Origin of the sequence: Prevotella sp. LMAG:51 (assembly GCF_008680225.1) — a bacterium.
Classification (GTDB): Bacteria; Bacteroidota; Bacteroidia; order Bacteroidales; family Bacteroidaceae; genus Prevotella; species Prevotella pectinovora.
Genome location: NZ_NALQ01000015.1, coordinates 118,343 through 132,621, shown reverse-complemented (window position 1 = coordinate 132,621; position 14,279 = coordinate 118,343). Strand labels below are relative to the sequence as shown.

Sequence of the window (14,279 nt, the reverse complement as noted above, 5' to 3'; positions counted from 1 at the left end):
ATACTCTCCTTATTCTTATCGTCTTCTCGTCATCGATAAAACAACAACAACAATGGAAAATAATATATCATTCACACTGAAATTCTGGCGTCAGAATGGTCCTCAGGCAGAGGGACACTTTGACACACGTGAGATGAAGGACATTCCTACCGACACCTCGTTCCTCGAGATGCTCGATATTCTCAATGAGCAGCTCATCGAGGAAGGCCAGGAGCCTTTCGTTTTCGACCACGACTGCCGCGAGGGTATCTGCGGTATGTGTTCACTCTATATCAACGGTCATCCACACGGACCAAACACAGGAGCCACCACTTGCCAGCTCTATATGCGTAAGTTCAAGGACGGCGACGTTATCACTGTTGAGCCATGGCGTTCTGCCGCTTTCCCTATCATCAAGGACTGTATGGTAGACCGTGGCGCTTTCGACAAGATCATGCAGGCTGGTGGTTATGTCAGCGTTCGCACAGGCCAGGCTCAGGACGCAAATGCCATCCTCATCTCAAAGGAGGCTGCCGACGAGGCAATGGACTGCGCCACATGTATCGGTTGCGGTGCGTGTGTGGCAGCATGTAAGAACGGTTCTGCCATGCTCTTCGTAAGCTCTAAGGTGAGCCAGTTCGCTCTCCTTCCACAGGGCCGTCCGGAGGCTGCCAAGCGTGCCAAGGCGATGGTTATGAAGATGGAAGAGCTGGGCTTCGGTAACTGTACCAACACCCGTGCTTGCGAGGCTGAATGTCCTAAGCACGAGTCTATCTCAAACATCGCCCGCTTGAACCGCGAGTTCATCAAGGCTAAGTTGGCTGACTAAAAACAGCATAATAATCATAGCTTTCTATATCGGGGTCGTTGCTCAAAGTTGGCAGCGGCCCCGATTTTATTATTGTAATATGTTGGGTTACAGAGTATTATAAGAATTCAACAAAAATTCAACAACGAAATTCAGTTGTTCCCTTTTTTCGTAATTATCTTTGCACTGTAAAATAAAGTGGTCTATATTGATCAAACAATTTAATTGATATATTATGAAAAAACGTTTTATTTTTGCGGCGCTTGTCCTTGGTATGGCAACGCTCAATTCTTGTACTCAAGAAGATACGACAGAGGTTCCTGTCGAGAGCCGGATGAAGCCGGCAAGCAACATGCGTGAGCTGACAGAGCAGCTGAAGGCATGCAGTGATATAGCATACCGCGGCATCCAGGTAGCCTTCGCGAGCATCCTATATTCCGAGAGCATGACTTATACGAGTATAAACGCAGAGTGACAATCCATTTTTTTAATCATTTAATTATAGAAAGGATAAAACTATGAAAAAAATCTTTTTATTGCTGTTCGTGCTTGCCAGTTCATTATGCATGAACGCCCAGAACATAAAGTATGTGGAGTTGACGCAGGACGGCGTATTCACCCCCTCCCCGGTCAGCGACGAATGGAGAGATGTTGATTCTATTGTCGTGACAGGAACATTGGGAAACAAGAACTATTATCAACTCCGTGACCTTGCAGAGTATTTTGATCTGACAGGACTTAATCTGGAGAATTGCAAACTTGTGGATGACTGTATCGGTACAATGGCTTTCAAACCACGCGTTCCAGCCGTATGCGTATTAGGAATAGGCGAAGATACTTGGAATTACGGATACGAGAGCATAAAGACGGAAGAGAGATATTACCGTGTCAATCTTAAGCATGTTACATTGCCGTATGGTCTGAAAAAGATATGCTATGGAGCTTTCTATTACAACAATCTTGAAACCCTTGACCTTCCGGAAAGTGTAGAGTCAATCGAGTACATGGCCTTTGCCGGCTGCAGATATCTGAAATCATTCATTCTGCATGCTTCATCTCCAAGTGAAATCACCCTTGGTGAAAAAGTGTTTGAAGACATTTCCGAAGATGTTGTGCTCTACGTTCCCCAAGGCGCCAAGTCAGCTTTTGAGGCAGACGAGACCTGGAGCACTGCCTTTAAGACAATAAAGGAGTATGACGTTGCGGGAATAGACAATGCTGTAACGACCTCAGGCATTAAGTCAGACAGGATTTATACACTTGATGGAAGGTATGTCGGTACCGACATCAACGCCCTTGCAAAGGGAATGTATGTGGTCAACGGAAAGAAAATATTGAAATAGATAGCCAGCCATCAAGGGCAACGGCGCAGAAATCTCCGGCATCAAGATGGAAGCAGGCGAATGTCTTGCCACAAGTCTGGGCTGTTCATTCTATGCCGATGAAGCCATCCCGGACACGAGCTTCTATAATGTCGCAGTGTCAGTGACAGACGATGCCACGGGAAAATGCGTGGGTGGAGAGAATTTCATAGTGAGAAGTCTTCCGCGGAAAGCAATAAAAGTGACTCCTGAGCGTTATATATACAATGGAAAGCATTTCCTTACATTGAGTGATGCTTCAGAACGTGTGTCATGTCAATGGTTCGATCCAGATGGCCGATATTTGGGAGAAGGATATACCTTTGCCATTGGTGATAATCCTGTATTAGGCGAGTATAAAGTCCGCGTTTGTTCCAAGAAGGATGGAGCGCTCGTTTACGACTCGTTGAAAGTGGTTAATGATTTGTTGCAGAAATCACTCAAGATTGATGCCGCAACTTCACGTATCTACATAACTTTCCGACATGAATTGCAAGAAGATGTGGATGTGATAGTTTCCACGACATCGGTAAAAGGTCAGACAACCCATCTGCCTAAAGGTCAGAAAAACTATACTGTGCATTTTAATAGCGTAGGTGGTATAAACAGCGTAGTGATGGTGACATTTATTGTAAATGGAGTTAAGACAGAAACGTATAAGCTGCAATAGATTTTTAAGTTAGTGTAAGGTAAAGTTATCATGTATAAATTAGGGTAGAGGGCTTGTCTTGATTGGCAAGTCCTTTACCTGCGTTATTTAGTGTGATGATTTCGACAATAGAATAGAAGTGACGTATCTCGAAGGGATGGCTGAAAACAACTTGCCACACACCGCAAGGTGTAAAAGCACGAAACCGCCGTATGCCGAACGGCACGTACGGTGATGTGGGAGGTCGGTAAATGTGAAAGTAGGAGGTAAATGCCTTTTATGAATAACATTTACCTCCTACCCAATTTATTGTAATATGTTGGGTAATAGTGTGTTATAAGAATTCAACAAAAATTCAACAACGAAATTATTCATTGTTTTTTCATAGTACTTATCTTTGCAGCTAAAAGATAATATTTATGAAAAAAATTATACCGATTTTATTTGCATTGTTTTCTGTTTCTGGATTGAATGCACAGTCGTTGAGTGTTCCGCTTGTCGAGGTAGATCATACTATTCCAAATCATAACGGGCACCGTTATGAAGTTCCGCAGGTAGACGTTTCCGGCGGTGACATCACGATAAAGTCCGACACACTGTTGACCGATGTGACTGTAATAGTGAAAGACCAGTGCGGCAGTATCATTCATGTCTCGAGCGAGACGATAGACAACATGGGCACTATAATCCGTGTTCCCAATGGCGGTTATTCAGAACCCTCGACCATCGACCTGTATTATGATGACCGCCATCTCCGCGGCGATATTGTTCAATAACAATATTCACTCTTAATACTGACATTTAATATTGATGACTATGAAAAGATTAATTTTTTTAGCAAAGTCACCATGGGCATGGTGGCATTGCATTCCTGCAGTCAGGAAGAAGAACTTGATTTTCCAGTTATGAAGCAAGCCAAGACGGCAAGCAATATGCGCGAGCTTACAGAACAGCTCAAGGCATAACATCAACGCCCTGGCAAAGGGCATGTATATAGTCAACGGAAAGAAAATTTTGAAATAGATAGCCAGCCATCGAAGGCAACGATGCGGAAATCTCCGGCATCAAGATGGAAGCAGGAGAATGTCTTGTCACAAGTTTGGGCTGTTCATTCTATGCCGATGAAGCAATCCCGGACACGAGCTTCTATAATGTTGCAGTGTCAGTGACAGACGATGCCACGGGAAAATGCGTGGGTGGAGAAAATTTCATAGCGAGAAGCCTTCCACGGAAAGCAATAAATTTCGTTCCCGAGCGTTATATAAGCAATGGTAAACGTCTGCTGAAAGGTCAGCGTGCCTATATGGTGAACTACGTCAGCGCTGGCGGCTTTAACAGTATGGTGGTGGTAACGTTTGGCAGGCTTTCCACATTTATGTGTAAAGGGAGTTATATAAAAAATATTTGTTTATGAAGCCTTTTGGCGGTATAGCGAGCATTTGCAGAATAAAGAAAGTGACAGTTCTTGCCATAGTTCTCTTAATTGTCGGATTATCAGTATTTATCCTCTATCCGGGTAACAATGCCTTGTCTTTTTCCAAGGAACTTGTTGTCATAGACAATCTTAGTGATGATAACCCAGAGGCAGCCTCAGTACGGCTGAATGCCATGAGGCATTCCGGCAGACATTTCTCCGAACCGGATAAATGGTATATCAGACTGTTGACGATAAAGATTAACGACAAAATGTTTGTCAAACAGAAAGATGCCGTAGAGGCGACAAAAGTTCTTCGCTATTTTGAAAAGAATGATGCCGGTAGAAAAATCCTGTCGCAAGCGTATTATTATGTAGGCAGTGCCTATCGCGACATGAACGACATGCCAATGGCTTTGGAATACTATCACAAGGCAAAGGAAGAGTATGGAGAGCATGCAGACAAGCTGTCGAGCGCCTTGGATTTCCAGATTGGTATGCTCTTGTACGAACAGTCTTTCTATCAATCGGCATTGCCGTATTTCAGAAGCGTATTTAAGACTGACAGCGTTAGACGTGATACAGCCATGATGGCATATACGCTCCAGAAAATAGCTTATGCCTATCAGGCGCAGGGTAGTGACAGTTGTCTGGCGTATTACAGGCAGGCTCTGAAAATATCCAGTGAAAAAAGAGATACCAATCTGTATAATGAGATGCTCAGTTCTATGGCCTCATATTACCTGTACAACGGTGAATATGACAAGGCAAAGAATCTTGCCCTGCCAGTCGTCTCAACCGCAGGTGAAGATAATCCAAGTCTGGACTCCTTCTACGATGTCCTTGCCTTATCATATTTTCGGTTGGGTAGGTGTGACTCAGCCCGTTGTTATTTTACGAAGCTCTATCATACAAATACGGCTGAAGCCAAGAAGGAAGCCAGCAAATATCTGGCAAAGATATATCGTGAGGAAGGAGATATAACAGCGGCGCTCGACTTTATTCTGCAATATGAGGAGTATGACGACTCATTGAAAAAAAACAATGTGGAGACTTCTATTGCCCGGATGAATGCCATGTATAACTATTCCAAATATAAAGAGCGAACTATGCAACTTGAAATCAGGGCCCGGAGAACAGCAGTAGTGATATCAGTGTCTGCCATAGCCGCAGTTTTTATTTTGGTTTGGGGCGTGTTGAGATACCGCAAACTTAAACGTGCAGGCATAGAGCGCTCCATGCGATTGGAGAAATTCAGAGTTTCGCTGCAGGAGCAGAGTGAGAATAGCATAAATGAGCGCGAGAAGAAAATTTCAGAACTTGAGAACAAGCTGTCAGTCACACACAGTCTTTACGCAGCCAAAGCCAAGGAGATAGAACTGCTGAAGGAGAGCCTGAAAAACAGGAGTAATATGATAAGCAGCGAACGGGCTTTGAGTGACAATGTGCGGTTTATGTTTATGGAAACGGAGATATGCAGTATAATAGAGACAAAGGCAAAAAATGGCCACCCTCTTTCTGCTGACGAAACGGAAATGCTGTTGAAAGAAGCCAACAGACTGTTCCCGTCTTTCAAACTAAGTCTTTTTTCTATATGCACAATGAGTGCGCAGGATTTTCTGATGTGCCTTTTGATAAAAGTAAGCGATTTGTCAGATTCAAGGATAGCTGTCCTTCTTGGCAGAGGGCGGAGTACAATCTCCAAGGCATAATCCAAGCTCCAAAGGCGTTTGCTGGGGAAAGACTGTACCGGCGAAGAGTTCGACAAGTTTCTGAAATCTTTGTAAATGGCAGAATATCTTTTTTGCAGAAATCGCAATTCAGTAACGTAATACCGACATATCTCTTTGTCGTATTTCTACAGTATTTGTACACCTACTTTTTCAGCCTGTTAGTTCCAGCTATCCGTATGTCAGGATAGTGCTGCTTTCGCGTATGATGATATGTGGCGGCAGCGAACTAACGGGTTGGGATAGTCGCCGTCAGGCTATTTCTTTCCGCAGAACGCCTCTGCCACCTCTTCCAGTTCCTTATACCACTCTTCGCCGAATCGCTGCACGAGCGGTCCGCGCAGGAATTTGTATACCGGCAGGTCAATCTCCCTGCCCTTCTTCACGGCATCGCGACATACCTCCCATCGGTTGTAGTTCAGTCCTACGAGACCATTGTCGAACGTCTTCTCCCTGATAGGATACAGGGCACAGCTGATAGGCTTGCAGAAATCCTTCAGTCTGCCGCCCCGCCACGCCTTCTCCAGCGCACACAGGCAGCATCCGTTGTCGTAGCACGTAAAGACACAGTCCTTTCCCCCCACGATGCTCGTCACGAGGTCGCCGTCGCGGTCGGCATACGCCACTCCCTGTTTGTCGATTACTGCCTGTGCCGATGCCGAAAGGTCGTTCCACACGGTGTCGAGCGAGTCTTCGATTTTAGAAATCTCGTCGATGGTCACCGGTGCTCCGGCATCGCCCTCCACACAGCAGATGCCGTGGCATGCGTCGAGGTCGCAGCAGAAGCGCTCCGTTATGATGTCCGACGATATCAGCACGTCGCCCACCTGCAGAATAGGTATGTAAGCTCCATTGGAGCCGTTTATTGATGAATCATTTGCCATTGTAGTATTTTTTAGTTGACGAGTTGACAAGTTAACGAGTTGACAAGTTAACAAGTAGACGAGTTGATGCCGCTTACCATTTTATTTCCTCGATGCCGTGGTTTCTGAGATATTCGTTGCAGCGCGAGAAATGGTGGTTGCCGAACCATCCGCCACGGTTGGCAGACAGAGGCGAGGGGTGTACCGACTGCAATATCAGATGTCGCGACGTGTCGATGAGCGGAGCCTTGCTCCTGGCATATCCTCCCCAGAGGATGAACACCAGATTCTCTCGCTCTGAGCTGAGAGCCTTTATCGCCGCATCGGTGAACTGCTCCCATCCCTTGCGCTGATGGCTCGCCGCCTGGTGTGCCCTCACGGTCAGTGTGGCGTTGAGCAGCAGCACACCCTGTTCAGCCCAGCGGGTCAGATTTCCCGACGACGGTATCGGAGCCCCCGTGTCCATCTGTATCTCCTTGAATATGTTCTGCAGCGATGGCGGGAAAGCCACCCCGTCAGCCACCGAGAAGCTCAGTCCGTGTGCCTGTCCCGGTTCATGATACGGGTCCTGTCCGATGATTACCACCTTCACCTTGTCAAACGGACACAGGTTGAAGGCATTGAAGATGAGTTTACCGGGAGGATAACACGTGGTGCGCAGGTATTCAGAGCGCACGAACTCTGTGAGGTCGACGAAATACTGCTTTTCGAATTCCTCGCCGAGATGGTCCTTCCACGACTGTTCAATGTTTACGTTCATGATAATATGCAAATTTAGAACAAAAGTAATAAGAATAATCCTTATTCGCAATAACGTCACCCTTTTTTCTTGTGTCAGGAGCGTGTCAACATACATGTGGGTATAGGTTTTTTGATAAAAAAATAGAAAATTAATACATTATATAATGTGTTGTGTGAAACTTTTTCTTACTTTTGCCGCCAAATTGTGAAACAGGGGCACGTGGGAGGAACGTGCCGGAATAAAAAACATATAAGAAATGCAAGAGAATTTAGTCATAGTGGAGAGCCCCGCAAAGGCGAAGACCATCGAAAAATTCCTGGGAAAGGACTACAAGGTGATGTCGAGCTACGGACATATCCGCGACCTAAAGAAAAAAGAAATAAGCATCGACCTGAAAACCCTTGAACCCGACTACGAGATACCAGATGAGAAGAAGAAACTCGTGTCAGAACTGAGGTCGAGCGCCAAGAAAGCCAGCAAGGTTTGGCTGGCATCCGATGAGGACCGCGAGGGAGAGGCCATCTCATGGCATCTGTGCGAGGTGCTCGGACTCGACGAGAAGAACACCAACCGCATCGTGTTCCACGAGATTACCAAGCCCGCCATCCTCGACGCCATCCAGCATCCGCGATTCCTCAACATGAACCTCGTGAATGCCCAGCAGGCACGCCGGGTGCTCGACCGCATCGTGGGCTTCAAGCTCTCGCCCGTGTTGTGGCGCAAGGTGAAGCCGGCACTCTCTGCCGGACGAGTGCAGAGCGTGGCAGTGAGACTCATCGTGGAGCGAGAGCGAGAGATACAGGCATTCAAATCGGAGCCATACTATCGAGTGAACGCCATATTCTTCGCCATCGGTCCCGACGGCAAGAAGACAGAGGTGAAGGCAGAGCTCGACACACGCTTCAAGACACACGACGAGGCGCTGGCATTCCTCAACAACTGTAAGGATGCCGCATTCAGCGTGAGCGACGTGACGAAGAAGCCCCTCAGACGCACACCGGCACCGCCATTCACCACCTCCACACTGCAGCAGGAGGCAGCACGCAAGCTGGGATTCACCGTGTCGCAGACCATGATGCTCGCACAGCATCTCTATGAGAACGGAAAGATAACATACATGCGTACCGACTCCGTGAACCTCTCATCCCTCTGCATCAATGCCTGCAAGGAAGAGATAGAGGCTACATGGGGAGAGAAATACCACAAGACACGCCAGTATCACACCCATTCGAAGGGAGCGCAGGAAGCCCACGAGGCAATACGCCCCACATATATGAACGCCAAGACAGTGGAGGGCACGGCACAGGAGCGCCGGCTCTACGAGCTGATATGGAAGCGTACGGCAGCCTGCCAGATGGAAGACGCACAGATAGAGAAGACCACCGTGGGCATCACGATACGCCATGCCGACGGCACCGTGGCACACGAGAAATTCACCGTGAACGGCGAAGTGGTGACCTTCGACGGATTCCTGAAGGTATACAGAGAGTCGTCTGACGATGATGAGAACTCAGGTGAGATGACCACAAACCAGCTGCCGCCAATGGCAGAGGGCGACACGCTGCAGCGAGGCGAGATGGTGTCGACAGAACGCTTCAGCCAGGGACCGCAGCGATATACCGAGGCAAGCCTCGTACACAAGATGGAGGAGCTGGGCATCGGACGCCCTTCAACCTACGCACCAACCATCAGCACCATACAGCAGCGAGGATACGTGCAGAAAGGCGACCGCAAGGGCGACGAACGCACTTTCGCCATCGACACGCTGAAGGGAAACACCATCACAGCCACAGAGAAGGCAGAGACCGTGGGCAGCGAGAAGGGCAAACTGTTGCCTACAGACATCGGACTCGTGGTGAACGACTTCCTGCTCGAACACTTCCCCAATGTGCTCGACTACAATTTCACCGCCAAGGTGGAGCAGGAATTCGATACCATCGCCGAGGGCAAGGAGCAGTGGACCGACATGCTGCAGGATTTCTACAAAGACTTCGAGCCGCAGGTGGACAAGACGATGAACAGCCGACAGGAGCACAAAGCCGGAGAACGCGAGCTCGGCACCGACCCAAAGAGCGGCAAACCGGTGTTCGTGAAGATCGGACGCTTCGGTCCGGTGATACAGATAGGAACGGCAGAAGACAAGGAGAAGCCACGCTTCGCACAGTTGCCTAAAGACAAGAGCATGGAGGCAATAACCCTCGACGAGGCACTCGAACTCTTCAAACTGCCACGTACGCTCGGCGACTTCGAAGGTACACCGGTGGTGATAGGCGCCGGACGGTTCGGACCATACATCCTGCACAACAAGAAGTATGTGTCGCTGCCATCCACCGAAGATCCCCTCAGCATCAAGCTCTCAACGGCAGTGGCACTCATAGAGCGCCGCCGCATCGAAGACAGCATGCGCCATCTGAAGAAGTTTGAGGAAGATCCGCAGCTTGAGGTCATGAAGGGCAAATACGGACCATACCTCGTTTACGACGGCAAGAACTACCGTCTGCCCAAGGCAATGCATGAGCGTGCCGCCGAGCTGACCTATGTGGAGTGTATGGACATCATCAACAATGCAGTGAAGAAATAAGCATCCCAATACAGAGCCTATGCACAGAATAGTCCTTATCGGATATATGGGAGCCGGCAAGACCACCGTGGGACGTATGCTTGCCAAAGACATGGGACTGATGTTCTACGACCTCGACTGGTATATCACCAGCCGCATGCGCCGCACCGTGGCACAGATCTTCGAGGAGTCAGGCGAGGAAGGGTTCCGCCGGATAGAGCGCAACATGCTCCACGAGGTGGCAGAGTTTGAAAACGTGGTGATAAGCTGCGGCGGAGGTACCCCCTGCTTCTTCGACAACATGGACTATCTGAACCTCCAGAGCGAGACGGTGTATCTGAAGGCGACCCCCGAAGTGCTCTATGCCCATCTGAAGATGGGAAAGAGCGTGAGGCCGCTGCTGCTGAACAAGACTCCCGAAGAAGTGGAAGCCTTCGTCAAACAGCAGCTCCAGCAACGGGAACCATACTACAGCAAGGCGAAACACGTGCTCGACGTCAACGTGCTCGATTCCAGAGACAAGGTGAGAGTGTCGGTGAGGAAGATACGCCGGATGCTGAAATGCTGCCCCCCTGGAGACACGACAGAGGTAGGCGGCTTGCAGAAATCGTAATGCATAATCAAATAGAAACAGACAATAATCAGAGTTAATCCTTTCGTCCCCTGGCCATTCCCCCCTGTGATGGAGGAGGAAAATGGCAGGGACGAGTCATGAAAAATATATTTTTAATAATAGTAGAAAGCTAAGACAAATGAAGAAATGGACTGTTGACGACTCCAAGGAGTTGTACAATATGGTTGGGTGGGGCACATCCTACTTTGGCATCAACGACAAGGGAGACGTATATGTCACTCCGTGTAAGGACAATACACAGATAGACATTCGTGATGTGATGGACGAACTTGCCCTGAGAGACATCACACCGCCAGTGCTGCTCCGCTTTCCCGATATCCTCGACAACCGTATCGAAAAGACCTCAAGCTGCTTTGAGAAGGCAGCCAAGGCCTACGACTACCAGGGAGAGAGCTTCGTGATATATCCTATCAAGGTGAACCAGATGCAGCCCGTGGTGGAAGAGATCATCAGCCATGGCCGCAAGTTCAACCTCGGTCTTGAGGCCGGTTCCAAGCCGGAGCTCCATGCCGTCATCGCCGTGCAGTGTCAGAGCGACTCGCTCATAATCTGCAACGGATACAAAGACCAGAGCTACATCGAGCTCGCCCTCCTCGCACAGAAGATGGGCAAGCGCATCTTCATCGTGGTGGAGAAGCTCAACGAGATAGACATCATCTCGAAGGCAGCCAAGAAACTCGGTGTGCGTCCTAACCTCGGCGTGCGCATCAAGCTCGCCTCGTCGGGAAGCGGAAAATGGGAGGAGAGCGGCGGCGACGCCAGCAAGTTCGGACTCACCAGTTCGGAGCTCCTCGCCGCACTGGAGAAGCTGGAGAAGCTGAACATGAAAGACTGTCTCAAGCTCATCCATTTCCATATCGGTAGCCAGATAACCAAGATACGCCGCATTCAGACAGCCCTCAGAGAGGCATCGCAGTTCTATATTCAGCTCCACAAGATGGGATACGACGTGGAATTCGTTGACTGCGGTGGCGGACTGGGAGTAGACTACGACGGCACACGCTCTTCAAACAGCGAGAGCAGCGTGAACTACTCCATACAGGAGTATGTGAACGACTGTCTCTATACCTTCGTTGAGGCAGCCAACGCCAACGGCATACATCACCCCAACCTCATCACCGAGAGCGGACGGTCGCTCTCTGCCCATCACTCGGTGCTCGTCATCGACGTGCTCGAAACGGCATCACTGCCGGAGATGAACGAGGAGTTCGAGCCGGAGAATGGTGCCCACAAGCTCGTGAAAGACCTCTACGAAATCTGGGACAACCTCAACCCACGCTCCATGATGGAAGACTGGCACGACGCCGAGCAGATACGCGAGGAGGCACTCGACCTCTTCAGCCATGGCATGGTAGACCTTCAGACACGTGCCGAGATAGAGAGGATGTACTGGAGCGTATGCCGCGAGATAAACAGTATGGCAAAGACCCTCAAGCATCAGCCAGAGGAACTGAAGAAACTCGACAAGCTGCTTGCCGACAAGTATTTCTGCAACTTCTCCCTCTTCCAGTCGCTGCCCGACAGCTGGGCCATAGACCAGCTCTTCCCGATCGTTCCGCTGCAGAGACTCAACGAGAGACCTACGCGCAGCGCCACGATACAGGACATCACCTGCGACAGCGACGGCAAGATAGCCAACTTCGTGACAAACCGCAACATATCGCATATCCTGCCCGTACACACCGTGCGCAAGAACGAGCCATACTATCTCGGAGTGTTCCTTGTGGGAGCATACCAGGAAATCCTCGGTGATATGCACAACCTCTTCGGCGATACCAATGCCGTACATATCTCAGTGAAAGACGGCAAATACAGCATCGACCAGATTTTCGACGGCGAGACCGTAGAAGAGGTGCTCAGCTACGTGCAGTACAAGCCGAAAGAGCTCGTCAGACAGCTTGAGCGCTGGGTGACAAAGAGCGTGAAGCAAGGCAAGATCTCATTGGAAGAGGGCAAGGAATTCCTCTCCAACTACAGGTCAGGACTCTACGGATACACCTATCTGGAATAATCCCAAATCAGTCATTAGGGCGTTTTGGGATAATACACCAAGCATACCATGATTATCCCATCCATACCTTTACGCAAAAGAGGGTAGGGTGGGATAGTTTGGCTAAGGAAAACCGGGATATAGATGATATCCGGAAAAGGACGCCAAACGACCCGTAGAATCTGAATAAAAGTTAAAAGCATAGAAAAGTCGCCCATTTCTGTAACTTCTTCAAAACCTAATCGTCTTAACAATAGAGGCAAATGAAAATAGTCAGTTTCCGAAACGATGTGCTGCCGTTGAAAAACGTGCTCTTCCGCCTTGCCCTCCGCATCACGATGAACAAGGAGGAAGCAGAAGACGTCGTACAGGATACGCTGATGAAAGTCTGGGACCGGCGGGACACCCTGCAAGACATCGACTCGATAGAGGCGTTCAGCCTGACGATATGCAGGAACATAGCTCTCGACAAGACCAAGCGCTCGTCGTGGCGCGAAGAGTCGCTCGACCAAGACACATTGGAGCCTCGTGCCACAAGCATGGCTACTCCCTACCAGCGCACCGAACAGCGCGACATGCTGGAGATGGTGAAGCGGATCGTGGATGGGCTGCCGGAGAAGCAGAAAACCTGTATGCAGCTGCGCGATTTCGAAGGCAAGAGCTACAAAGACATCGCCGAGGTGCTTTCCATCAGCGAAGAACAGGTAAAGGTGAATATCTACCGTGCGAGACAGGCAGTAAAACAAAAGTTCAACGAAAATGCAGAATATGGATTATAAATACATCGAACAGCTATTGGAGCGCTACTGGAACAGCCAGACCACCCTTGAGGAGGAGGCTATCCTGAAAGCATTCTTCTGTCAGGACGACATCCCTGCAAGCCTTCTCCCATACAAGCCGTTGTTTGCTTATGCAAAGGCTGAGGAGGAGAACGTGCTCGGTGATGACTTCGACGCAAGGATGGAGGCTCTCATTGGCGAGCCTGTGACGGTGAAGGCAAAGGTGGTGACATTGCGTCAGCGCATGATGCCGCTATTCAAGGCCGCCGCCGTGGTGGCTATAATCCTGACCCTCGGAAATGCCTCGCAGATGGCATTCAACGAAGAGGGCGACGAGATGCCAGCTGCCGTTGCCGTGACACCGAAGGTGCACAACGGTCCGTCGGTGGCGATGGGCGACTCCGTGAAGATGGACACGCTGAAGAAAACCGTGGCTGTCTCCGCAATACTGAAATAAGAATTTTTTTCTATGCTTTCTCAAAACAATATTATTAAAACAACTCCGAAGCTGTGAAGCTTCATTCTCTCAAATTTTTCATAACATACTGATGTAAAAGGTCGCTGGACAATAGTCGCAGCGGCCTTTTTTTGCGCTATGCCGCCGGAATGCTTATCTTCCAAGCCCCCAACAGCCTGATGCCCCCTCCAAAAGAAAACAGCCTAAAGTCTCCCGGTTTGTGATAAAAGACAAAATCCACTCTTCTAAGAAATCAAAATCCAGGCAACCCCTTAATGATCGATTTTGGATAAAATCCCGTTTCTTTCATTTT

The 14,279-nt window shown here is 49.1% G+C and carries 14 protein-coding genes; 12 read left to right on the top strand and 2 right to left on the bottom strand.

Annotation, left to right across the window (positions count from 1 at the left end; translation table 11 throughout):
- Positions 1-52: 52 nt before the first annotated feature.
- The 7 genes from CCC32_RS04885 (at position 53) to CCC32_RS04855 (ending at position 5,923) form a co-directional block, all read left to right on the top strand.
- Positions 53-808, top strand: coding sequence for a succinate dehydrogenase/fumarate reductase iron-sulfur subunit (locus tag CCC32_RS04885; RefSeq protein ID WP_022317193.1), 756 nt, complete (start codon positions 53-55; stop codon positions 806-808).
- A 214-nt stretch (positions 809-1,022) separates the two neighbouring features.
- Positions 1,023-1,262 carry a hypothetical protein gene (locus CCC32_RS04880; protein WP_287072701.1) on the top strand — a complete coding sequence of 80 codons (240 nt, stop codon included), beginning with the start codon at positions 1,023-1,025 and terminating at the stop codon, positions 1,260-1,262.
- A gap of 43 nt (positions 1,263-1,305) precedes the next feature.
- Positions 1,306-2,130 carry a leucine-rich repeat domain-containing protein gene (locus CCC32_RS04875; RefSeq protein WP_287072698.1) on the top strand — a complete coding sequence of 275 codons (825 nt, stop codon included), beginning with the start codon at positions 1,306-1,308 and terminating at the stop codon, positions 2,128-2,130.
- 46 nt (positions 2,131-2,176) lie between these two features.
- A complete protein-coding gene (locus CCC32_RS04870; protein WP_287072696.1) occupies positions 2,177-2,818 on the top strand; it encodes a hypothetical protein in 642 nt (213 codons plus the stop codon).
- Between the two features lie 398 nt (positions 2,819-3,216).
- Complete coding sequence (locus CCC32_RS04865; RefSeq protein ID WP_287072694.1) at positions 3,217-3,573, top strand: hypothetical protein; 357 nt, start codon at positions 3,217-3,219, stop codon at positions 3,571-3,573.
- Between the two features lie 293 nt (positions 3,574-3,866).
- Positions 3,867-4,211 (top strand): hypothetical protein, encoded by a 345-nt coding sequence (locus tag CCC32_RS04860; RefSeq protein WP_287072691.1) that lies wholly within the window; start codon positions 3,867-3,869, stop codon positions 4,209-4,211.
- Positions 4,208-5,923 (top strand): tetratricopeptide repeat protein, encoded by a 1,716-nt coding sequence (locus CCC32_RS04855; protein WP_287072689.1) that lies wholly within the window; start codon positions 4,208-4,210, stop codon positions 5,921-5,923. Before CCC32_RS04860 ends, CCC32_RS04855 begins: the two co-directional genes overlap by 4 nt.
- Before the next feature lie 275 nt (positions 5,924-6,198).
- Here the strand turns inward: CCC32_RS04855 and CCC32_RS04850 are convergent, their stop codons facing one another.
- Positions 6,199-6,825 carry a DUF3109 family protein gene (locus CCC32_RS04850; RefSeq protein ID WP_044065677.1) on the bottom strand — a complete coding sequence of 209 codons (627 nt, stop codon included), beginning with the start codon at positions 6,823-6,825 and terminating at the stop codon, positions 6,199-6,201.
- Between the two features lie 73 nt (positions 6,826-6,898).
- Entirely contained in the window at positions 6,899-7,564 is a 666-nt protein-coding gene (locus CCC32_RS04845) for a uracil-DNA glycosylase (RefSeq protein WP_044074412.1), read from the bottom strand.
- A 238-nt stretch (positions 7,565-7,802) separates the two neighbouring features.
- On the opposite strand from CCC32_RS04845, the gene topA reads away from it, so the two are divergent.
- The 5 genes from topA (at position 7,803) to CCC32_RS04820 (ending at position 13,966) form a co-directional block, all read left to right on the top strand.
- Positions 7,803-10,127 carry a type I DNA topoisomerase gene (gene topA / locus CCC32_RS04840; protein ID WP_022317494.1) on the top strand — a complete coding sequence of 775 codons (2,325 nt, stop codon included), beginning with the start codon at positions 7,803-7,805 and terminating at the stop codon, positions 10,125-10,127.
- Between the two features lie 19 nt (positions 10,128-10,146).
- On the top strand, positions 10,147-10,719 hold the full coding sequence (locus CCC32_RS04835; protein ID WP_042518109.1) for a shikimate kinase: 573 nt from the start codon (positions 10,147-10,149) through the stop codon (positions 10,717-10,719).
- 139 nt (positions 10,720-10,858) lie between these two features.
- Positions 10,859-12,751, top strand: coding sequence for a biosynthetic arginine decarboxylase (speA, locus tag CCC32_RS04830; protein ID WP_022317492.1), 1,893 nt, complete (start codon positions 10,859-10,861; stop codon positions 12,749-12,751).
- Between the two features lie 242 nt (positions 12,752-12,993).
- Positions 12,994-13,509 carry a GFO_1088 family ECF-type sigma factor gene (locus CCC32_RS04825; RefSeq protein WP_042518111.1) on the top strand — a complete coding sequence of 172 codons (516 nt, stop codon included), beginning with the start codon at positions 12,994-12,996 and terminating at the stop codon, positions 13,507-13,509.
- Positions 13,499-13,966 carry a PG0215 family putative anti-sigma factor gene (locus CCC32_RS04820; RefSeq protein ID WP_042518127.1) on the top strand — a complete coding sequence of 156 codons (468 nt, stop codon included), beginning with the start codon at positions 13,499-13,501 and terminating at the stop codon, positions 13,964-13,966. The genes CCC32_RS04825 and CCC32_RS04820 overlap by 11 nt, the downstream gene beginning before the upstream one ends.
- The last annotated feature ends 313 nt before the right edge of the window (positions 13,967-14,279 follow it).